Genomic DNA, 18,769 nt, shown 5'->3' with positions numbered 1-18,769 from the left:
GTCGGCCGCGTTGAAGACCGTGTCGAACGCCCCTCTGACCGCGTCAGCGGCGTCCGCTGGTCGCGCGAACAGGTAGTACGCAACGAATGCGATACCACCGTAGGTGAGGACTTTTTTGACCTGCACTGTCGCCTCCGTACCACTTACCCACTACACCCGCCGTATACGTTACCCACTACCTAGCCGGGGTAAAGCGCAACTGCGCCGGTTAGTTGTGATCTTCTTAGCCGCGCTCGCTGGCCACGAGCGCCAGGACGTGAAGGTGTTTGCGCGCGATCCGCTCGACGAGGCCCGCATGGGCGTAGCCGGTCACCTCTAGCGCACCGTAATGAGCGGCTTCGACGCAGCGTGTGACCGTGGTCGCGGAGTGGACGCCGGCGAACTCGTCGCGCAGCGCCGTCTCGACGTCCGCGTACGGACTCGGATCGGCTTCGGTGCGATCGCTCATCGTGCTCCCTCACGCCCGCATCCCGGAAAATGGGACGGCTTCCTTACTCTTCGTACCCACACAAACACAGTATGTAACGAAGGGCAGGTCCATGGAGAGGGAAAGAGGTTCTCAGACCACGCCGTAGAGACGGTCGCCGGCGTCCCCGAGGCCGGGCACGATGTAGCCGTTCTCGTTCAGCCGCTCGTCAAGAGCGGCCGTGACCACGCGGATGGGCTTGCCGGAATTGGCGAACACCTTGTCCATGTGCGCCAGGCCCTCCGGCGCCGCCAGGAGGCAGAGCGCCGTCACGTCGACCGCGCCCCGGTCGAACAGGAACTGGATCGCCGCGGCCAGCGTGCCGCCGGTGGCCAGCATCGGGTCCACGACGTAGCACTGCCGGCCGGACAGGTCGTCGGGCAGCCGGGTGGCGTAGGTCTCCGCCTGGAGCGTCGACTCGTTGCGGATCATGCCCAGGAACCCGACCTCCGCCGTGGGCAGCAGCCGCGTCATGCCCTCCAGCATGCCGAGCCCGGCCCGCAGGATCGGGACCACCAGCGGGTACGGCCGCGCCAGCCGTACCCCGTGAGCCTCGGCGACGGGCGAGCGCACCGTGACGTCGGTGACCCGGACGTCACGAGTGGCCTCGTACGCGAGCAGAGTCACCAGTTCGTCCGCGAGCCTGCGGAACGTCGGCGAGTCGGTGCGGACATCCCGCAGCGCGGTGAGCTTGTGCGCCACCAAGGGATGATCGACGACGAGGGTTTCCATAAGGGACAACGCTATCTTGTGTGGAACGTACCGGCACGTCGCGGAACTGGTTTTGATCACAATTTGGTCGGAGCCGCCCACGGCGGGTAGGCACGTCTGGAACGATTGGGTGCCCTACTAGTGGCCGTCAGGTCAGGGATCGGGTGGATGGACGATGGCAGACGAAGACGCCCTTGATTTCGCCGTCGTGGTCTACCGCGAAGACGGCTGCTGGGACGCCGAGCTCCTTCCTATCGGGCTCACCTCCGACCTGCATGGCCTGATCCACGCGCTACGCCAGCAGCCGAGCGAGAGCGGCACGATTGGCCTGGTCGCCGTGGGGGATGAGTTCTTCGTGGCGCTGCGCGTTCTCGGTGAGCGGGTCGATGTCTTCCTGTCCGACATCGCCGCCTCCTGGGACTTCCCGCTCGCCCAGCAGGTCCTCGAGTACATCGACGTCCCGATCCCCGACGAGGATGAGCTCGACGAGATCCTCCAGGACGAGGACACGGTGCTGCCCGCGGGCGACCTGTCGATCTTCGCCGACCTCGGGCTCGACGAGATGGAGCTGGGCATCCTGTCCGGCGACATCGACCTGCTGCCCGAGGACGTCCTGTCCAGCATCGCCGGGCGGCTCGGATTCTCCGAGCCGTTCGAGCGCGCCATCGAATCGGTCTTCGGCTGACTCACGGGAGTTCGGGATGGCCTCTAACACCTTCTCTGCGGCGTTCGTCAGGACCGAGGACGGCTGGAGCGGTGCCGAGGTCGACCTCAGCGCGGCCGAGTTCGTCGACGATCTCGGCGACGCCGTACAGGAGAGTCTGGGCCTGACCGGCGACGAGCTGGCGCTGCTGTGCGTCGAGGTCGAGGACGAGTGGTTCGCCATCGCCCGCTACACCGGCGAGGAGGAGCCGCGCGTCTTCCTGTCCGACGCGCACGCCGGCCTGACCGACACCCTCGGCGAGCTGTTCGCCGAGTTCGCCGGTGTCGCGCCGGAGACGGAGGGCAACGGGCTCGGCGTGAAGCCGTCCGGCGACTTCGAGCTGCTGAGCGACCTCGGCGTCAGCTCCGAGGAACTCCTGGAGCTCAGCATGGAGGAGGGCGTGCTGCCCGCCGACGTCCTGTCGGTCATCGCCGAGCGCCTGGCCTTCGCCGACGAACTGGACCGCCTGCGTTGACCCACGCGGCCGCCATGCGCCTGGCGCTCCAGGAGGCCCGGCAGGCCGGGGCGCGCGGCGAGGTCCCCGTCGGCGCCGTGATCCTCTCCGCCGAGGGCGAGGTCCTGTCCCGCGCGGGCAACGACCGCGAGGCGAGCGCCGACCCCACCGCCCACGCCGAGATCCTCGCCGTACGGCGGGCCGCCACCGCACGCGGCGCCTGGCGCCTGACCGGCTGCACGCTCGTGGTCACCCTGGAGCCGTGCACCATGTGCGCGGGAGCCGCCGTGCTGGCCCGGGTGGACCGGATCGTGTACGGCGCGGTGGATCCGAAGGGCGGCGCCGTGGGCTCGCTGTGGGACGTCGTCAGGGACCGCCGGCTCAACCACCGGCCCGAGGTCGTCATGGGCGTGCTCGCGGATGAGTGTTCCGCGGTACTTAAGGAGTTCTTCGCCACTCGGCGGATCCGGTAAGCTCGTCGGCGGTGGTGTCGCCTAGTGGCCGAGGGCGCACGCCTCGAAAGCGTGTGATGGGGCAACTCATCCGTGGGTTCAAATCCCACCACCACCGCCTGGCACAAGAGCCGCCGACCCGGACCGGGCCGGCGGCTCTTCGCGTTTCTTGTGACCGTCCGCGATGACGTGTGATCATGGGCCGACTTGACTGCTTCTTTACCGGGGGTTTCCGTGAAACGTCTGATCGCGCTCGTCTCCGGCCTGGCCCTGGCCGGGACGCTGGTCGCGGCGCCGGCCCAGGCGGCGGCCGCGCCGGTGCGGCTGAAGCTCAGTTTCGGATGGTGCGAGTCGGCCTGCGCGATCCGCATCAAGGTGATCAACAACAGCCGTCGCAACATCGCCTGGGTGGGAGGGACCTGCCGCCTGCACATCAACGGCCGGTACGTCGGCAAGGGCACCATCTACGTGGGCCCGATCAAGCGCGGCCACTCCCGCACCAGCACCTGCAACGTCGTGGACGACCGCCTTGAGGACGCCTGGTACGACTTCCAGGACGACGGCGGCCTCTGGCAGCGCTACGCGAGCGTCAAGGCGAAGCCGTACTTCCGTCGCTGAGCGTCAGCTCGGGGGCAGTTCGAGGACCCTGGCGTGCAGGATGGACCGCTGGTGCAGCGCGGCGCGCAGTGCCCGGTGCAGGCCGTCCTCCAGGTAGAGCTCGCCCTGCCACTGGACCACGTGCGGGAACAGGTCGCCGTAGAACGTCGAGTCGGCGGCCAGCAGCGAGTGCAGGTCGAGCATGGCTTTGGTGGTGACCAGCGAGTCGAGCCGGACCTGCCGCGGTGGTATCTGCGCCCACTCGCGGTGCGTCAGACCATGTTCGGGATAAGGACGTCCGTCGCCGACCAACTTAAAGATCACCCATTGATTTTAGGAGAGAATCCGATTTCTCGCGCTCTCCACCGCCGTCGGCCCAGGCCGGCCCGCGTCGCATTCGCCGCGAACACCGGCGGTGTGGCCGCCGGGGAAAGCCCTCAGATCGCTCCGGTGAACGTGTCGCAACGCTTGGGGTCACCGGTCTGGTAGCCGACCGTGAACCACTTCTCGCGCTGCTGCGAGGTGCCGTGGGTGAACGCGTCGGGCGTCACCCGGCCCTGGGCCTTGCGCTGGATGCTGTCGTCGCCGACCGCGGCGGCCGCGCTGAGTGCCTGGTCGATGTCGGCCTGGGTGAACGGCTGGCTGTAGAAGCCGGTCTTGACGGCGTTGTTCGCCCAGACCCCGGCGTAGCAGTCGGCCTGCAGTTCCAGGCGTACGGCTCCGCTGCTCGCGCCCTGGCGGCTGTCGCCGACCCGGTTCATGGTGCCGAGGAGGTTCTGGACGTGGTGACCGTACTCGTGGGCGATGACATAGGCCTGGGCGAAGGGACCGCCTTCGGCGCCGTAGTCGCGCTGGAGGGTGTTGAAGAACGTGAGGTCGAGATAGACCTTGCGGTCCCTGGGGCAGTAGAAGGGGCCGACAGCGGAGTCGGCCGCGCCACAGGCGGTGTTGACGGCACGGGAGAAGAGCACCGTCTTGGCCGGTGTGTAGGCGCTGCCGCCGCGCGCGGCGAAGGCCTGCTTCCAGTACGTCTGGATGCTGTTGACGATGCCGACGACGCGGCAGTCCTCGGACTGGTCGGCGTCGGCGCCGGTCTTGCAGCGCTCGGCCAGGTTCCCGCTGGGCGTGACGGCCGGCGCGGGCGGCGCCTGACCGCCTCCCTGCGGTTGCTGCTGCTGGTCGCCGGTGAACGGGGACGGAACGATCTTGAACACGAACAGCGCCGCCACCGCCAGGATGATCAGCAGGCAGCCGCCGCCCTTGCCGCTGATCGGCAGCGACGCGCATCCGGCCGGCATCATCCCTCCGCCGCCGCCCTGCTTGGGGCCGGTCGCTCGTACGTCCTCGATCTCGGACGGGTCGAGCTTCGCGTCATCGTCGAACTGCATGTGAGACGACTTCCCGGGTAGCGGCCCTACTACGCTCCGTAATCGGCCATTTCTGGCACCAGGTTACCCTTGCGGGGTGACAGCTGGTTTGTTGGGAATTGCACTGGTTTCGCTGGGCATGGTGCTGACGCCCGGCCCGAACATGATCTACCTGGTCTCGCGGTCGATCACCCAAGGCCGGCGTGCCGGTCTGATCTCACTCACGGGCGTGGCGCTCGGCTTCACCGTCTACCTGACGGCGACGTGCCTGGGACTGACCGCTCTGTTCGCCTACGTGCCCGCCGCCTATACGGCGTTGAAGCTGGCCGGCGCGGCGTACCTGCTGTGGCTGGCCTGGAACACCATCAAGCCCGGCGGCGTCTCCGCGTTCGAGGCCCGAGAGCTGCCCGTCGAGCGGCCGCGCAGGCTCTTCGCCATGGGTCTGCTCACCTGCCTGCTCAATCCAAAGATCGCGATCCTGTATCTCTCGCTGCTCCCGCAGTTCATCGACCCGTCGATGGGGCACGTGCTCCTGCAGAGCCTCGCGCTGGGGTCGGTCCAGATCTTCATCGGCACGCTGGTCAACGCGCTGATCGCGCTGTCGGCGGGCGCGCTGGCGGCGTTCCTCGCGACGCACCCGCGCTGGGTGCGCGTCCAGCGGTACGTGACCGGCAGCGTCCTCGGCGCGATGGCCGTCCACATGGCCACCGACCGCACCAAGGCGGTCGTCGCCTGAGGCCTAGGGTGATCGCGTGGATGACTTCTGGATGTCGGTGAACAAGCTCGTCGCCGCCGCCGCGGCCTACATCACGGACCCGCGGGGGCGCGTACTCCTGGTCAAGCCCAACTACCGCGACCACTGGAACTTCGCAGGAGGCCTGATCGACGAGGGCGAGCACCCCTCGCAGGCCTGCGCCCGCGAGCTGGCGGAGGAACTCGGCCTCGCCACCACGCCCGGCAGCCTGCTGGTGACCCAGTGGCTCATGCCCCTGGACACCTGCCCGCTGCCGTCGGTCCACTTCATGTTCGACTGCGGCACCCTCGACCCCGGCACCCCGATCACCCTGCAGGCCGAGGAACTCGACGACTACGGCTTCTTCCCCATGGAGACCGCCGCCGAGCTGCTCCGTCCGCACGCCTTCGCGCGGCTGTCGGCCGCGGCCGCCGCGCGCGACTCCGGCGCCCCGAGCTTCCTGGCGCCGGAGGACGCCTAGCCGGCCGGTCCCGCGCGCCGGGTCGCCCGCGCGTAGGACCGGACCGTCGCGGCCATCAGGCCGAGCACCACGATCCCGAGCACGCCGTGGTACCACCGCCAGCCCACGCCCAGCCCGAAGAACCCGTCCGCGATCATGACCACCATGCCCGCCCCGACGCCGAGGAACGCGACCCCGAGCACCGCCAGCATCAGCGGACGCGGCACCCGGCGCCCCACCCTGGTCACCGTGGACAGGAAGAGCGCCGCGCCGATCAGCCCGTTCGCGGCGGCGAACCACTGGGCCGTGGTCACGTTCATCACGTCACGGGCATAGGCCACGTACTCCTCCGCCGGCACCACCGGCCCGCCGGGGAACCCCAGCTTCCCCTGGGCCGCGAACACCGCCTTGCCGGCGCCGTACCCGAGGAACAACACGGTCATCGTGTACGCCGGCCAGCGCGCCATTTCCATGCCCCGAACGTAGGCAGGCGGGCCGCGCGATCCCTCCCCCGGACGGGGGAGACCACTCCCACGCAAAGGGGACGGCGTGGACAGCGCGCCGGTCCGCAGGGCAGGCTGGGAGCCGTGACCGGCAGATCCGACCCGCGCCTGCGCGAGCTCGTCCTGCTGCGCCGCGTACGTGACCGGATCGACCGGGACTACGCGCAGCCACTGGACGTGGAGGCGCTGGCACGCGGCGCGCACATCTCGGCCGGGCATCTCAGCAGGGAGTTCCGCGCCGTCTACGGCGAATCGCCCTACAGCTACCTGATGACCCGGCGCATCGAACGGGCCATGACCCTTCTGCGGCGCGGCGACCTGTCGGTCACCGAGGTCTGCTTCGCGGTGGGCTGTTCGTCGCTGGGCACGTTCAGCACCCGGTTCTCCGAACTGGTCGGCATGTCGCCGAGCACCTACCGCCGCCTGGCCGCCAAGGACGCCGACGGCATCCCCGCGTGCGTCGCCAAGCGGATCATGCGACCGATCAGGAATCGAGAAGCGGTCACCGCGCGTGCCGACCTACCGTGAGGTGCATGAACCTCACGATTCACCTGACATTCCTGCCCGCCGACGACCCTGAGAAGTCGCTCGCCTTCTACCGCGACGCGCTGGGCTTCGAGGTGCGCAAGGACGTGGGCTACGAAGGCATGCGCTGGATCACGGTCGGGCCGCCGGGCCGGCCGGAGACGTCGATCGTCCTCGAACCGCCCGGCAGCGACCCGGGCCTCAGCGACGACGAGCGCCGCACGATCGCCGAGCTGATGGCCAAGGGCAGCTACGCGGGCATCGTCCTGGCCACCTCGGACCTGGACGCCACCTTCGAACGCGTCCAGGCCGCCGGGGCCGACGTCGTCCAGGAACCGGCCGACCAGCCGTACGGCCTGCGCGACTGCGCCTTCCGCGACCCGGCGGGCAACATGGTGCGCATCAACCAGATCTGAAGGGTCCGCCCCGAACGCAAAAAGAGGTTGTGCCGCTGATCACGGCACAACCTCTCCAGGCTGAGCGGAGGATAGGGGATTTGAACCCCTGATAGGTTGCCCTATACACGCTTTCCAAGCGTGCGCCCTCGGCCACTAGGCGAATCCTCCGCGGATGAGCTTACCGGACTCCCGGCGGTCTGGAGACCACGATTTCGCTGCAACAAGCACTGCCGGTTGTGGCTAGACTGTCCAAGGACCCCTCGCGCGGCGTCATCCTGTGAACCTCCCCAGGGCCGGAAGGCAGCAAGGATAAGCGGGCTCTGGCGGGTGTGCGGGGGGTCTCTTCGTTGGGAGCCCCCTGCAGGCGGGATGGTCGCATGAGCCTTGCGCTTTACCGCAAGTACCGCCCCGGGACCTTCGCGGAGGTCAAGGGGCAGGATCACGTCACGGAGCCGTTGCGCCAGGCGCTGCGCATGGGCCGCATCAACCACGCGTACCTGTTCAGCGGGCCGCGCGGGTGCGGCAAGACCTCCAGTGCCCGAATCCTGGCGAGAAGCCTCAACTGCGAGAAGGGCCCGACTCCCGACCCCTGCGGTGAATGCGAGTCGTGTGTGGCGCTGTCGGCCACCGGGCCCGGCCACCTCGACGTGATCGAGATCGACGCAGCCTCCCACGGAGGCGTGGACGACGCGCGCGACCTGCGGGAGAGGGCGTTCTTCGCCCCCGTGTCCGCGCGCTACAAGATCTACATCATCGACGAGGCGCACATGGTGACCCGCGAGGGTTTCAACGCGCTGCTGAAACTCGTCGAAGAGCCGCCGCCGCACCTGAAGTTCATCTTCGCGACGACCGAGCCGGAAAAGGTCATCGGCACGATCAAGTCGCGTACCCACCACTATCCCTTCCGGCTGATGCCGCCCGCGACGCTCCGGGCGCTGCTGGAGGAGATCCTCAGCTCCGAGAACGTTCCTTTCGAGCCCACCGCGCTGCCGCTCGTCGTGCGCGCGGGCGCGGGCTCGGCGCGTGACTCGCTGTCCATCCTCGACCAGTTGCTCTCGGGCGCCGAGGACGACGGCGTCACCTACGCCAAGGCCGTCTCCCTGCTCGGCTACACCGACGGCGACCTGCTCGACGAGGTCATCGGCGCCTTCGCGGAACGTGACGGGGCCAAGGTCTTCGGCGCGGTCAACCGCGTCATCGAAGGCGGCCACGACCCGCGCCGCTTCGCCGCCGACCTCCTCGAACGTTTCCGCGACCTGGTCATCCTCGCCAACGTTCCTGAAGCCGCCTCAAGCGGCCTGCTCGACCGCCCCGCCGACGAACTCGAGCGCCTGGTGCTCCAGGCAGCCTCCATGGGCCCGGCCGAGCTCACCCGCGCCGCCGAGGTCTTCAACGCGGGCCTCACCGAGATGCGCGGCGCCACGTCGCCGAGGTTGCTGCTGGAGCTCATGTGCGCGCGCGTGCTGCTGCCGGGCGCGGCGGCGGGCGAGGAAGCGCTGCTGGCCCGTCTGGAGCGCTTGGAGCGCGGCGGCGTGGTCGCCCAGATGGCCGCCCGCACCCCTCTCTCCTCCGGTACGGCAGGCGCCTCCGGTCACCCGGGTGCCTCCGGCGGCGCTGGAGCGGTCTCCGGTGGCGTGGGGGCAGGTGACGCGGGCGCCGCTGCACAGGGCGGCCCCGGGGCCCAAGGCAATCCGGGCGGCGCGGCGGGCGGCGATTGGCCTGACGCGGTGCGGCCCGGCGCCGGTGGTTCGGGCATGGCCGGTGGCCCGGCGGTCGGGTCCGGCGGTTCGGCGGGAGTACCTGGCGAGTCGGCGGGAGTGCCTGGCGGGTCTGTCAGTGGGTCTGGTGGGTCTGGCGGTGGGCTTGCGGGTGACGGCACGGCCGGTGGTGGCGCCGGTGCGACCGTCGGCGGGCCGGGGGCCGCGGACGCCGGTGGCGTGGCGGCCGGGCAAGCGTCCGGTGGGCAAGTGGCTGCCGGTGGGCCCGGGGCGATTCTGTCGCAGTGGCCTGCCGTACTGGCGGCGCTGAAGCAGCGGAGCATCGTCGTCTGGGCGAACGTCAGCACCAACGCGCAGGTCGTCGGCGTCGAGGGCAACATCGTCACGCTCGGCTTCGCCCAGGTCGGCGCGATGAAGAACTTCACCGGCGGTGGCAAGGACGCCGTCGTCGCCAGTGCCTTGGGCGACGTCCTCGGTGGCAAGTGGCGGGTGGAAGCGGTGGTCGGCGGCTCACCAGCCCCCGGCGGCCGCGGTGGCGGCCCCCAGAGCGGCCGCCCCGGCCCACAGGGCGCCGGCTCGAGTCCGCAGGGCAACCCGAGTCCGCAGGGCGGCAATCCGGGTCAGCAGGGCAACCCGGGCCCGCAGGACGGCAACCCGCCGAGTCCCCTTGCCACCCAGCAGGGCAACCCTGGCAACCAGCCGGCCCCCGAGCAGAGCGCACCGGGCCCCACCGCGCCGGACAACCCGCCCCAGGCGCAGGCTCCAGTAGCCACAGCCGAGGACGCCACCGGCCCGGCGAGAGCGACGGCGACGGCGACCACCGACGAGTCGTGGCCCGACGCGCCCGACGACATGAGCCCGGGTTCGCCGCCGATGCCCGATCCCGGACAGGCGGCCGCGCCGAAGGCCGGTGGCGGCATGGCCGCGGCCCGTTCCGCGGCTCAGGCTGCGGCCCAGTCGGGCCCGCGGGCCCCCAAGCCCCGCCAGGGCGGTGCCTCCGCCTGGCCGGACGCGGTGCCGAGCCGGAGCAGGAGCGCCGACTCCGACGAGGTGGACCCGCTCAACGACGCCGACGCCGACCTCGACGCCGTGGGCGGCATGGCCCTGCTCCAGCGCGAACTCGGTGCCCAGGTCATCGGCGAGATCGACCACACGTAACCGGTCAGGGCGAGCGCAGGCGGATCCGCGCGGTGATCGCCCGGGGGTCGGTGGTGGGCAAAGTGGTGCTGAGCCGTTCCAGGATCTGCATGTCGTCGCGCCCGTTCGCGGTCTGCGCGTAGATCCACAGGTCTTCCGGTGAGCCGCTGCGGAGCAGGCTCGCGCGTACCTGGACTTCGAGCTCGTCCCGGGCCCGGCGCAGTTCGGGGGACTCCGAGCGCGGCAGCAGCGGCCCCGGGTAGGCGCGGGCGACGGCTGAGGGGTCGCCGGAGGCCAGGAGGCTGCGCAGTTCGACGAAGTCGGCTTCGACGGGGGAGGTCAGCCGGTACGGCTTCGCGCCGACGGTGTACCCGAGCTGGGAACGGAGCCGGTGGATCTCGGCACGGATGGTGACCGGGTTGCCGGCGTCGCCGTACAGGTAGAAGCAGAGTTGTTCGGCCGTCAGGCCGCGGGGGTGGAGCGCGAGCAGGGCGAGGATCTCGGCGTGGCGCAGGGACAGCGCGATGTGGCGCCCGCCGAGGCGGGCGGTGGGCTGCCCCTCGCCGAGGAAGGTGAGCTGGAGCGTGGGCGGCGCGCTCTCCGTGGTGACGCGCAGGAGGTAGCCGTCGTGGAAGGGCTCCAGGAGTACGGCGCGGCCGCCGGGAAGGACGTAGCGGCCGCCGGCGGCGGGCCGGGCGATGCGCTCGCCGAGCAGACCGCCGGGGTCGCCGGCGATGACCCGGCCGGTGGCGGTGACCAGGATGCCGGCGTGGTCGCGCAGCCCGTCGAAGCGGCGGCGCAGGCGCTCGTCGCGTTCGTACATGCGGACGGTGAGCTGTGACTCGGCGAGCTTCGCCGTGGCGGTCACCAGGGCGACGGTGGCGGGGTGGAGGCTGGGGGCGGTGCCGCTGATGTCGACGATGCCGAGCACCTCGTCGGTGTCGGGGTCGACGATCGGGGCGGCGCTGCACGACCAGACGTGCAGGACCCGCATCAGGTGCTCTTCCGAGTAGACGTGAACGGGCGTGCGGTCGGCGAGGGCGGTGCCGATGCCGTTGGTGCCCACGCTGCCTTCCGACCACTTGTGCCCGTCGGCGAGGCCGACGCGGTCGGCGCGGCGCATCATCGTGCGGTTGCCATCGCGCCACAGGATGTTGCCATCACCGTCGGTGATGATGGCGACGTGCCCGCTCGCGTCGGCCATGGTGGTGAGCGTGCCGGCCAGGAGCGGCAGCAGCGGCTGCAGCGGGTGCGACTCGCGCACGTCGTTGATGCGGGACACGTCGTAGACGAGCGGCGCGGCGGCGTTCTCCGGATCGACGCCGGCTTCGATGGATCGCTCCCATGACGCCGAGATGAGCCGGCGTGGAGCGCCCTCCGGCAAGGTGGCGCCCGTCCATGCGGCTTCATGGGCCCCGCGCAGTTTGCGGGAGTACGCATCGAGACTGGCGTAACTCATCGGCCACTCCAAGTAGTCAACCCCTATGAATCACCCTCGCGGTCAAGGGTTCCCAGCGCAAGCCGTTCGGGGGATTGCACAGGGTGATTGAACGATCGCAACCTGTGTGCAACGTTGCCGCCGCTAGCGTCCTCCACTGAAACGTCGGCGTGGTGCGGCCGCTCCGGCCGGCGTGCTGGCCGGGTCCCGGACGCTGGAGGGGGGCCGGGACCCGGCCATCAAACGGAAACACCTGCTCTCCGCAGTGCGGGACTGCGCCCAAACACCGTAGGCTCGTGGCAGTCAACGACGCGGAGCCATGAGGAGCGCACGAAGGTGAATCCAGGGGATGTCAACCTGCAGCAGCTGCTGGAGCAGGCACAGCTCATGCAGCAGCAGCTCGCGAGCGCCCAACAGGAGCTCAACGACGCGCAGGTCGAGGGCTCGGCGGGTGGCGGCATGGTCACCGCCGTGGTCAACGGGGCACGTGAGCTGCTCGAGCTGAAGATCGACCCGAGCGTCATCGACGCCGGCGACGCGCAGGACACCGCCGACACGATCGCGGACCTGGTGATCGCCGCCGTCCGTGACGCCTTCCGCGCGGCCGACGAGCTGCAGCAGGAGAAGCTCGGCCCGCTGGCCCAGGGACTGGGCGGCGGCGGTCTCGGACAGTTGCCGGGGTTCTAGGCCATGTACGAAGGGGTCGTCCAGAACCTGATCGACGAGCTCGGGCTGCTACCCGGCGTCGGTCCCAAAAGCGCGCAGCGGATCGCCTTCCACCTGCTCGCGGCCGATCCCGCAGACGTGAAGCGGCTGGCGCACGCCTTGCTCGAGGTCAAGGAGAAGGTGCGCTTCTGCAGTACGTGCGGCAACGTCGCCGCCGAGGAAGAGTGCCGCATCTGCCGTGATCCCCGCCGGGACACCCACGTGATCTGCGTGGTGGAGGAGTCCAAGGACGTCGTCGCGATCGAGAAGACGCGCGAGTTCCGCGGCACCTACCACGTGCTGGGCGGCGCGATCAGCCCGATCGACGGGGTCGGCCCCGACGATCTGCGCATCCGTGAGCTCATGACCCGCCTGGCCGACGGCCGGGTGACCGAGCTCATCCTCGCCACCGACCCCAACCTCGAGGGGGAGGCGACGGCGACCTACCTCGCCCGTCTGGTCAAGCCGATGGGCATCAAGGTGACACGACTGGCCAGCGGTCTGCCTGTGGGCGGTGATCTCGAGTACGCCGACGAGGTCACCTTGGGCCGCGCGTTCGAAGGACGGAGGCTGCTGGATGTCTGACCAGTGGAGCGCTCTCGCTGATGAGATCGCTGGACACGCACAGAACTACGTCGACGGCCTGACCAGGGTCGCGGGCGGCGAGGGCGGCGACGGCATCTGGTCGTTGCTGCTGGTCGAAGTGGCGCAGGTGAGCCTCGCGGGCGCGAAGCTGGGGGCCAGCCAGGACGTGATCCTGGCCGGCAACTGGGAGCCGCCGCTGAGCGAGGATCCGGACATCGACGGCGTGCGTACGGCGCTGGCCGAGCTGCTGGGCGCGGTCGACGACTACGCCGAGGTCTTCGACCCTTACAAGGACACGGCGGTCACGCCGTACCGGCTCTCGGACGACCTGACCGCGGTCGCGGCCGACCTGATCCACGGGCTGCGGCACTTCGAGGCGGGCCGTCCGCACGAGGCGCTGTGGTGGTGGCAGTACTCGTACTTCAACACCTGGGGCAACCACGCGGGCGCGGCCATGCGCGCACTTCAGGCGCTCGCCGCGCACACGCGGCTGGACGTGGCGGAAGAGGCCCTGTCCACATAGTGGTCCGGCCCAGCGGTGTCACGGAGGCTCGTCGGTAGACTGGCAGCTCACAGTCCAGACCGGGAGACTCTCGTGGCGCTCGTTGTGCAAAAGTACGGTGGTTCGTCCGTCGCCGACGCGTCCTGCATCAAGCGGGTCGCGCAGCGGATCGTCGCGACGAAAAAAGCCGGCAACGACGTGGTCGTGATCGTTTCTGCCATGGGCGACACGACGGATGAGCTGCTCGACCTGGCCGAGCAGGTGTCGCCGTTGCCGCCGGGCCGTGAGCTCGACATGCTGCTGACCTCGGGCGAGCGCATCTCGATGGCCCTGCTGGCGATGGCGATCGCCAACCTGGGACATGAGGCGCGTTCGTTCACCGGATCGCAGGCGGGTGTGATCACCACCTCCTCCCATGGCAACGCGCGCATCATCGACGTGACGCCGGGCCGTATCCGTGAGGCGCTCGACCACGGCCGCATCGCGATCGTGGCCGGATTCCAGGGCGTCTCGCAGGACACCAAGGACATCACCACCCTCGGCAGGGGCGGCTCCGACACCACCGCGGTGGCGCTGGCGGCCTCCCTGGAGGCCGACGTCTGCGAGATCTACACCGACGTCGACGGCATCTTCACCGCCGACCCCAGGATCGTGCCCGCCGCCAGAAAGATCCCCAAGATCTCCTACGAGGAGATGATGGAGATGGCGGCGTGCGGCGCGAAGATCCTGCACCTCCGGTGTGTCGAGTATGCTCGCCGCTTCAACCTGCCGATCCACGTACGCAGCTCTTTCAGCACCAAGGAAGGCACGTGGGTCGTGTCCGACCCTTACACCCCGAACGAAGCGAATGAAGGAACCGAGATGGAGCAGCCGATCATCTCCGGCGTCGCGCACGACCGGAGCGAGGCCAAGATCACCGTTGTCGGGGTTCCCGACAAGGTCGGCGAGGCTGCCCACATCTTCAAAACCCTGGCCGACGCCGAGATCAACATCGACATGATCGTGCAGAACGTCTCGGCCGCGGCGACGGGCCGTACCGACATCTCCTTCACGCTTCCCACGACGGACGCCTCCACGGCGCTGACGTCGCTGAAGAAGATCCAGGACAAGGTCGGCTTCGAGTCGTTGCTGTTCGACGACCAGATCGGCAAGGTCTCGCTGATCGGCGCGGGCATGCGCTCGCACCCCGGCGTGACCGCGACGTTCTTCGCGGCCCTCGCCGACGCGGGGGTCAACATCGAGATGATCTCCACGTCGGAGATCCGCATCTCGGTGATCGTCGAGCAGGAAGGTGTGGACGCGGCCGTGGCAGCCGCCCACCGGGCGTTCGACCTTGACGCAGACCAGGTGGAAGCAGTCGTGTACGGAGGAAGCGGCAGATGAGCAGGCCCAATCTCGCACTCGTGGGCGCGACGGGTGCGGTCGGCACCGTCATGCGCGACATCGTCTCCAACCGGGCGGACATCTGGGGCGAGATCCGCCTCGTGGCCTCCCCGCGCAGCGCCGGAAAGGTGCTGAAGGTCCGCGGCGAGGACGTCGTCGTCCAGGCGCTGGCGCCCGAGGTCTTCGACGGCATCGACATCGCCATCTTCGACGTGCCCGACGAGGTGTCGGCCGAGTGGGTGCCGGTCGCGGCCGAGCGCGGCGCGATCGCGATCGACAAGTCCGGCACGTTCCGCATGCACGCCGACGTCCCGCTCGTCGTTCCCGAGGTGAACCCCCTCGACGCCCGCCGGCGGCCGCGCAACATCATCTCCACCCCCAACTGCACCACGCTGTCGATGATGGCCGCGATGGGCGCCCTGCACGCCGAGTACGGCCTCCAGGAGCTCGTCGTCGCCTCCTACCAGGCCGCGTCCGGCGCGGGAGTGGCGGGTTCGGCCCGCCTCTACGACGAGATCGAGGCGCTGGCCGGAGACCGCAACATCGGCCAGGTGGCCGGTGACGTACGCCGGGTCCTCGACAAGAAGCTGCCCGCCGACTCGCCGTTCCCGGCGCCGCTCGCGTTCAACGTGGTGCCGTGGGCGGGCTCGCTCAAGGAGGACGGCTGGGCTTCCGAGGAGCTCAAGCTCCGCAACGAGTCCCGCAAGATCCTCGGCATCCCCTCGCTGAAGGTCTCCGCGACCTGCGTGCGGGTGCCGGTGATCACGACGCACTCGCTGGCGGTGCACGCGCGCTTCGAGCGCGAGGTGACGGTGGCGGGCGCGCACCGCGTGCTCACCGAGGCGCCGACGGTGGTGCTGGTGGACGACCCGGCCAACGGGGTGTGGCCGACGCCGCTTGAGGTGGTCGGCACGGATCCCACGTATGTGGGGCGGGTCCGGCAGGCGATCGACTTCCCCAACACGCTGGACCTGTTCGTCTGCGGCGACAACCTGCGCAAGGGCGCGGCCCTGAACGCCGCCGAAATCGCCGAACTGGTGGCCGCCGAGCTCTAACCCATCTGTTACGGCGAGGCCCTTTTCGCCGCTTCACGTTACGGCGAGGCCACCGGATCCGCCTCCGTCCGGCGTGGGTGGCCCCCGATCATCGGGCGCTTCTCACGTCGGACGTGGTCCCCGCCGTCACAAGGCCTCCATGGCCGGTTCCCGCGGGCACCGGCCGGGCGCCGTACCGGCGCCGGCAGGCGTTGGGGCGGGTCAGCGGAACAGGATGTCCCAGTGGTCGGACTCCTTGGCGAAGACGGTTCCGTCTGAGGAGCGGTACAGGGGCGAGCCGTCGCTGCGGGTGCCCACGCGGGCGTGGCTGGTGGCGATGTGCCGGTCGACGCATGGGCTCAAGGAGATGTCCAGCTTGTAGCCGTGCTCGTGGCTGTAGCGGCCGGGCATGTGGCCCGCCTCGGTGCCGCCGGTCACCATGATCTTGCAGCCGCTGTCCCGCTTCAGCTCGATGATCTTGGCGATCGTGGCCGTGCGGACGGAGTCCAGCGAGGTGCAGTACCGCAGCCGCCGGTTGGCGCAGCCGCCCGTCGACTTCCAGCGCAGGCCGGCGCTCTTGAGGCGGCCCACTGCCGTGCTGTGCGAGATGCGTACGGCGGCCTGCCGGGTCTTCACCCGCTTCAGGTCCACCTTCGGGGGGTCGACCATCGTGAACCAGTGTCCGGTTTGAATGCCTCCTTCGATCGCGTACGTGCGCGTTACCGGTGGCGGCGACTTCCGTGCTCCTCCTGTCGAAGCAGCGGATGCGGCCGATGCCAATGCGATTATCGAGATCTCAAGGCCGAGGAGTGCGACGACCATCAGCCGCACCTTGCCACGTATCCACATGCCGATGCTCTTTTCGCGGAATAGCCCTCCCGCCAGAAACATCAATCCCACGCTTCACACCAGATGACCCCTTCCTCAGAGCGATCTTTGCCTTGTGGCGGCGATCACCGTGCGGCTCCATGACCTAAAGGCGGTCTTGCCCGTAAAGTGACGAGGGTGTCCGAACCCCGAAACCGAGGATCGGAGAGCACCCGAGAGGTCATCGTCGAGACGGCCTTGAGACTGTTTCGGGAGCGCGGCTTCGATGCGACGACGATGCGGGCAATCGCGGCCGAGGCCGGGGTATCCGTGGGTAACGCCTACTACTACTTCGCGAGCAAGGAGGCGTTGATCCAGGCCTACTACGACCGCGCCCAGACGGAGCACGAGGAGGCCTGCCGCGAGCTGCTCGCGACGGAGCGCTCGTTCGCGGCCCGGCTGAGCGGCGTGCTCGGTGAGTGGGTACGCGTCTCCGAGCCGTACCACGAGTTCGCGGTGAAGTTCTTCAAGCACGCGGCGGAGCCGACGAACCCGCTCAGCCCGTTCAGCGCCCAGTCCTCACCCGCGCGCGAGGCCGGCATCGCGATCTACCGGCAGGTGGTCGAGGGCTCGCGGGACAAGATGGACTCCGAGCTGCGCGAGGAGCTGCCCGAGCTGCTGTGGCTGCTGTCGATGGGCATGGTGCTGTTCTGGGTGCACGACACCTCGCCGGGGTGCCGGCGCACGTACCGGCTGATCGAGGTGACGGTGCCGCTCGTGGACCGGCTCGTGGGCCTGTCCCATCTGCCCGGGTTGAGGGGGATCACTAAGGACTTCATCGGGGCCGTGCATGAGCTGCGGGCTTGACCGGCGTGCCTGAGCACAGCGGCAGCATCGTGGTGGGGAGCGTGCAGGTGGGGACGGTGTCCTCCGCGGCCACGGCGATCACGGAGGCCAGGAAGGGGACCGCCAGGCCTCCGGTCAGTACTACGGCCGCGAGTAGCCGGGTTCGTCTCACGGGGATGTTTTAGCACGTCAGAGCGTCGGAGGCGGTTAACCGCGATCAAGTGGCGCGTACATACCGGCTGGTTGGTATGGTCGCCCTTAAACGCTGGAGGGTGCGATGACACAGAACTGGGGCATGACGATCCCCTTCTACGACCGCTCGCTGGCCGAGTCGAAGGAGCTGATCGCCGAACTGCCCGCGCTCGGCTACACCGACGCCTGGTCGGCGGAGGTCAACGGGACCGACGGGTTCATGCCGCTGGCCATGGCAGGGGAGTGGGCGCCGGGGCTGCGGCTGGGCAGCGCCATCGTCCCGGTCTTCACCCGCGGCCCCGGGCTGCTGGCCATGTCGGCGGCCACGCTGGCCGATCTCGCCCCCGACCGCTTCGTGCTCGGCATCGGTTCGTCCTCTCCGGCCGTCGTGGGGCGGTGGAACGCGGTGGAGTTCGCGCGGCCGTACCAGCGCACCCGGGACACGCTGCGCTTCCTGCGCAGGGCGCTCGCGGGGGAGAAGGTGTCGGAGCGGTACGAGACGTTCGAGGTCAAGGGCTTCAAGCTGGAGCGGGCGCCCCGTGTGGCGCCGAAGATCGTGCTGGCCGCACTGCGGCCCCGGATGCTGCACCTGGCGGCGAGCGAGGCCGACGGCGCGATCACCAACTGGCTCGCGCCGGAGGACGTGCGCAAGGTCCGCGCCGAGCTGGGCGGGGAGACCGAGCTGATCGCCCGGTTGTTCGTCTGCGTGAGCGAGGACGCCGACAGGGTGCGCGAGATGGGGCGCTGGATGCTGGCGGCCTATCTGACCGTGCCCGCGTACGCCGCCTTCCACGACTGGCTGGGGCGCGGTGAGGTGCTGCGGCCGATGCACGAGGCGTGGGCGGCGGGCGACCGGCAGGCCGCGCTCAAGGCCATCCCCGACGAGGTGGTCGACGCGCTGATCGTGCACGGCGACGCCGCGACCTGCCGGGCCAGGATCGGCGAGTATGTCGCCAACGGGCTCGACACCCCCGTGCTCGCGCCGGTCCCCGGCGGCGAGATCTCCATCGACCAGGCGGTACGCGCGCTGGCGCCGAAAGCTAGCTAAGGGAG

General features: G+C 69.6%; 23 protein-coding genes, 2 tRNA genes and 1 other RNA gene. 18 read left to right on the top strand and 8 right to left on the bottom strand.

From position 1 onward, the window contains the following. Window positions 1–223: 223 nt before the first annotated feature. Window positions 224–448, bottom strand: coding sequence for a hypothetical protein (locus tag ACIBI5_RS47790; protein ID WP_184959181.1), 225 nt, complete (start codon window positions 446–448; stop codon window positions 224–226). A 111-nt stretch (window positions 449–559) separates the two neighbouring features. Continuing rightward, a complete protein-coding gene (gene upp / locus ACIBI5_RS47785) occupies window positions 560–1,198 on the bottom strand; it encodes a uracil phosphoribosyltransferase (RefSeq protein ID WP_397257474.1) in 639 nt (212 codons plus the stop codon). Window positions 1,199–1,352: 154 nt separating this feature from the next. Between upp and ACIBI5_RS47780 the strand changes: the two genes are divergently transcribed. From ACIBI5_RS47780 to ACIBI5_RS47760, 5 genes are all read left to right on the top strand, one after another. Then, entirely contained in the window at window positions 1,353–1,862 is a 510-nt protein-coding gene (locus ACIBI5_RS47780) for a tRNA adenosine deaminase-associated protein (protein ID WP_397106192.1), read from the top strand. A gap of 16 nt (window positions 1,863–1,878) precedes the next feature. Next, window positions 1,879–2,355 carry a tRNA adenosine deaminase-associated protein gene (locus ACIBI5_RS47775; protein ID WP_397257472.1) on the top strand — a complete coding sequence of 159 codons (477 nt, stop codon included), beginning with the start codon at window positions 1,879–1,881 and terminating at the stop codon, window positions 2,353–2,355. A gap of 14 nt (window positions 2,356–2,369) precedes the next feature. Then, window positions 2,370–2,807 carry a tRNA adenosine(34) deaminase TadA gene (tadA, locus tag ACIBI5_RS47770; protein ID WP_397106188.1) on the top strand — a complete coding sequence of 146 codons (438 nt, stop codon included), beginning with the start codon at window positions 2,370–2,372 and terminating at the stop codon, window positions 2,805–2,807. Between the two features lie 10 nt (window positions 2,808–2,817). Continuing rightward, window positions 2,818–2,904, top strand: a tRNA-Ser gene (locus tag ACIBI5_RS47765). 116 nt (window positions 2,905–3,020) lie between these two features. Beyond that, window positions 3,021–3,404, top strand: coding sequence for a hypothetical protein (locus tag ACIBI5_RS47760; protein ID WP_397257470.1), 384 nt, complete (start codon window positions 3,021–3,023; stop codon window positions 3,402–3,404). 3 nt (window positions 3,405–3,407) lie between these two features. Here ACIBI5_RS47760 and ACIBI5_RS47755 read toward each other — a convergent pair whose 3' ends face one another. Both ACIBI5_RS47755 and ACIBI5_RS47750 read right to left on the bottom strand, forming a co-directional pair. Continuing rightward, on the bottom strand, window positions 3,408–3,707 hold the full coding sequence (locus ACIBI5_RS47755; RefSeq protein WP_379613156.1) for a type II toxin-antitoxin system VapB family antitoxin: 300 nt from the start codon (window positions 3,705–3,707) through the stop codon (window positions 3,408–3,410). A gap of 113 nt (window positions 3,708–3,820) precedes the next feature. Then, the gene (locus ACIBI5_RS47750; RefSeq protein ID WP_397257468.1) at window positions 3,821–4,771 is read right to left on the bottom strand and encodes a neutral zinc metallopeptidase; all 951 of its coding nucleotides are present in this window, start codon (window positions 4,769–4,771) and stop codon (window positions 3,821–3,823) included. Between the two features lie 91 nt (window positions 4,772–4,862). On the opposite strand from ACIBI5_RS47750, the gene ACIBI5_RS47745 reads away from it, so the two are divergent. After that, window positions 4,863–5,486 carry a LysE family translocator gene (locus ACIBI5_RS47745; RefSeq protein ID WP_397257466.1) on the top strand — a complete coding sequence of 208 codons (624 nt, stop codon included), beginning with the start codon at window positions 4,863–4,865 and terminating at the stop codon, window positions 5,484–5,486. Window positions 5,487–5,502: 16 nt separating this feature from the next. After that, window positions 5,503–5,964, top strand: a complete 462-nt coding sequence (locus ACIBI5_RS47740) for an NUDIX domain-containing protein (RefSeq protein WP_397257464.1) — start codon at window positions 5,503–5,505, stop codon at window positions 5,962–5,964. Here ACIBI5_RS47740 and ACIBI5_RS47735 read toward each other — a convergent pair. Continuing rightward, on the bottom strand, window positions 5,961–6,416 hold the full coding sequence (locus ACIBI5_RS47735; protein ID WP_397257462.1) for a hypothetical protein: 456 nt from the start codon (window positions 6,414–6,416) through the stop codon (window positions 5,961–5,963). The two genes, ACIBI5_RS47740 and ACIBI5_RS47735, sit on opposite strands and share 4 nt — an antisense overlap. A 105-nt stretch (window positions 6,417–6,521) precedes the next feature. On the opposite strand from ACIBI5_RS47735, the gene ACIBI5_RS47730 reads away from it, so the two are divergent. Together ACIBI5_RS47730 and ACIBI5_RS47725 are read left to right on the top strand one after the other, a co-directional pair. Further along, window positions 6,522–6,974, top strand: a complete 453-nt coding sequence (locus ACIBI5_RS47730) for a helix-turn-helix transcriptional regulator (protein WP_397257565.1) — start codon at window positions 6,522–6,524, stop codon at window positions 6,972–6,974. Window positions 6,975–6,979: 5 nt separating this feature from the next. Next, the gene (locus ACIBI5_RS47725; RefSeq protein ID WP_397257460.1) at window positions 6,980–7,387 is read left to right on the top strand and encodes a VOC family protein; all 408 of its coding nucleotides are present in this window, start codon (window positions 6,980–6,982) and stop codon (window positions 7,385–7,387) included. Between the two features lie 65 nt (window positions 7,388–7,452). Here the strand turns inward: ACIBI5_RS47725 and ACIBI5_RS47720 are convergent. Continuing rightward, window positions 7,453–7,537: transfer RNA gene (locus tag ACIBI5_RS47720), tRNA-Ser, on the bottom strand. A gap of 83 nt (window positions 7,538–7,620) precedes the next feature. Between ACIBI5_RS47720 and ffs the strand changes: the two genes are divergently transcribed. Both ffs and ACIBI5_RS47710 read left to right on the top strand, forming a co-directional pair. Beyond that, window positions 7,621–7,716: signal recognition particle sRNA small type (gene ffs / locus ACIBI5_RS47715), an RNA gene on the top strand. Window positions 7,717–7,746: 30 nt separating this feature from the next. Next, the gene (locus ACIBI5_RS47710) at window positions 7,747–10,245 is read left to right on the top strand and encodes a DNA polymerase III subunit gamma and tau (RefSeq protein ID WP_397257458.1); all 2,499 of its coding nucleotides are present in this window, start codon (window positions 7,747–7,749) and stop codon (window positions 10,243–10,245) included. Between the two features lie 4 nt (window positions 10,246–10,249). Here ACIBI5_RS47710 and ACIBI5_RS47705 read toward each other — a convergent pair whose 3' ends face one another. Continuing rightward, entirely contained in the window at window positions 10,250–11,683 is a 1,434-nt protein-coding gene (locus ACIBI5_RS47705; RefSeq protein ID WP_397257457.1) for a GAF domain-containing protein, read from the bottom strand. 315 nt (window positions 11,684–11,998) lie between these two features. Here ACIBI5_RS47705 and ACIBI5_RS47700 point away from each other — a divergent pair, with 315 nt between their 5' ends. From ACIBI5_RS47700 to ACIBI5_RS47680, 5 genes are all read left to right on the top strand, one after another. Beyond that, entirely contained in the window at window positions 11,999–12,349 is a 351-nt protein-coding gene (locus tag ACIBI5_RS47700) for a YbaB/EbfC family nucleoid-associated protein (protein ID WP_379613165.1), read from the top strand. A gap of 3 nt (window positions 12,350–12,352) precedes the next feature. Beyond that, on the top strand, window positions 12,353–12,952 hold the full coding sequence (recR, locus tag ACIBI5_RS47695; RefSeq protein ID WP_397106168.1) for a recombination mediator RecR: 600 nt from the start codon (window positions 12,353–12,355) through the stop codon (window positions 12,950–12,952). Then, the gene (locus tag ACIBI5_RS47690; protein ID WP_379613167.1) at window positions 12,945–13,475 is read left to right on the top strand and encodes a DUF5063 domain-containing protein; all 531 of its coding nucleotides are present in this window, start codon (window positions 12,945–12,947) and stop codon (window positions 13,473–13,475) included. Before recR ends, ACIBI5_RS47690 begins: the two co-directional genes overlap by 8 nt. A 72-nt stretch (window positions 13,476–13,547) precedes the next feature. After that, a complete protein-coding gene (locus ACIBI5_RS47685; protein WP_397257455.1) occupies window positions 13,548–14,837 on the top strand; it encodes an aspartate kinase in 1,290 nt (429 codons plus the stop codon). Next, on the top strand, window positions 14,834–15,892 hold the full coding sequence (locus ACIBI5_RS47680; protein WP_397257453.1) for an aspartate-semialdehyde dehydrogenase: 1,059 nt from the start codon (window positions 14,834–14,836) through the stop codon (window positions 15,890–15,892). The genes ACIBI5_RS47685 and ACIBI5_RS47680 overlap by 4 nt, the downstream gene beginning before the upstream one ends. A 201-nt stretch (window positions 15,893–16,093) precedes the next feature. On the opposite strand, the gene ACIBI5_RS47675 is transcribed toward ACIBI5_RS47680, so the two are convergent. Continuing rightward, a complete protein-coding gene (locus ACIBI5_RS47675; RefSeq protein ID WP_397257451.1) occupies window positions 16,094–16,540 on the bottom strand; it encodes a hypothetical protein in 447 nt (148 codons plus the stop codon). 327 nt (window positions 16,541–16,867) lie between these two features. Between ACIBI5_RS47675 and ACIBI5_RS47670 the strand changes: the two genes are divergently transcribed. Both ACIBI5_RS47670 and ACIBI5_RS47665 read left to right on the top strand, forming a co-directional pair. Further along, window positions 16,868–17,545, top strand: a complete 678-nt coding sequence (locus ACIBI5_RS47670) for a TetR family transcriptional regulator (protein ID WP_397257449.1) — start codon at window positions 16,868–16,870, stop codon at window positions 17,543–17,545. Between the two features lie 256 nt (window positions 17,546–17,801). Further along, window positions 17,802–18,764, top strand: coding sequence for an LLM class F420-dependent oxidoreductase (locus tag ACIBI5_RS47665; RefSeq protein WP_397257447.1), 963 nt, complete (start codon window positions 17,802–17,804; stop codon window positions 18,762–18,764). The last annotated feature ends 5 nt before the right edge of the window (window positions 18,765–18,769 follow it).

Source organism: Nonomuraea sp. NPDC050540 (assembly GCF_044457485.1).
GTDB lineage: Bacteria > Actinomycetota > Actinomycetes > Streptosporangiales > Streptosporangiaceae > Nonomuraea.
Note: the sequence above shows the minus strand (reverse complement) of the source record. Positions and strands in the feature narration are given on the sequence as shown.

Bases quoted from the DNA above. Each gene is read 5' to 3' on its own strand.
- ACIBI5_RS47790 (WP_184959181.1), bottom strand. From the start codon at position 448: ATGAGCGATCGCACCGAAGCCGATCCGAGTCCGTACGCGGACGTCGAG.
- upp (WP_397257474.1), bottom strand. From the start codon at position 1,198: ATGGAAACCCTCGTCGTCGATCATCCCTTGGTGGCGCACAAGCTCACC.
- ACIBI5_RS47780 (WP_397106192.1), top strand. From the start codon at position 1,353: ATGGCAGACGAAGACGCCCTTGATTTCGCCGTCGTGGTCTACCGCGAA.
- ACIBI5_RS47775 (WP_397257472.1), top strand. From the start codon at position 1,879: ATGGCCTCTAACACCTTCTCTGCGGCGTTCGTCAGGACCGAGGACGGC.
- tadA (WP_397106188.1), top strand. From the start codon at position 2,370: ATGCGCCTGGCGCTCCAGGAGGCCCGGCAGGCCGGGGCGCGCGGCGAG.
- ACIBI5_RS47750 (WP_397257468.1), bottom strand. From the start codon at position 4,771: ATGCAGTTCGACGATGACGCGAAGCTCGACCCGTCCGAGATCGAGGAC.
- ACIBI5_RS47735 (WP_397257462.1), bottom strand. From the start codon at position 6,416: ATGGAAATGGCGCGCTGGCCGGCGTACACGATGACCGTGTTGTTCCTC.
- ACIBI5_RS47725 (WP_397257460.1), top strand. From the start codon at position 6,980: ATGAACCTCACGATTCACCTGACATTCCTGCCCGCCGACGACCCTGAG.
- ACIBI5_RS47710 (WP_397257458.1), top strand. From the start codon at position 7,747: ATGAGCCTTGCGCTTTACCGCAAGTACCGCCCCGGGACCTTCGCGGAG.
- ACIBI5_RS47705 (WP_397257457.1), bottom strand. From the start codon at position 11,683: ATGAGTTACGCCAGTCTCGATGCGTACTCCCGCAAACTGCGCGGGGCC.
- recR (WP_397106168.1), top strand. From the start codon at position 12,353: ATGTACGAAGGGGTCGTCCAGAACCTGATCGACGAGCTCGGGCTGCTA.
- ACIBI5_RS47690 (WP_379613167.1), top strand. From the start codon at position 12,945: ATGTCTGACCAGTGGAGCGCTCTCGCTGATGAGATCGCTGGACACGCA.
- ACIBI5_RS47680 (WP_397257453.1), top strand. From the start codon at position 14,834: ATGAGCAGGCCCAATCTCGCACTCGTGGGCGCGACGGGTGCGGTCGGC.
- ACIBI5_RS47675 (WP_397257451.1), bottom strand. From the start codon at position 16,540: ATGGTCGACCCCCCGAAGGTGGACCTGAAGCGGGTGAAGACCCGGCAG.
- ACIBI5_RS47665 (WP_397257447.1), top strand. From the start codon at position 17,802: ATGACACAGAACTGGGGCATGACGATCCCCTTCTACGACCGCTCGCTG.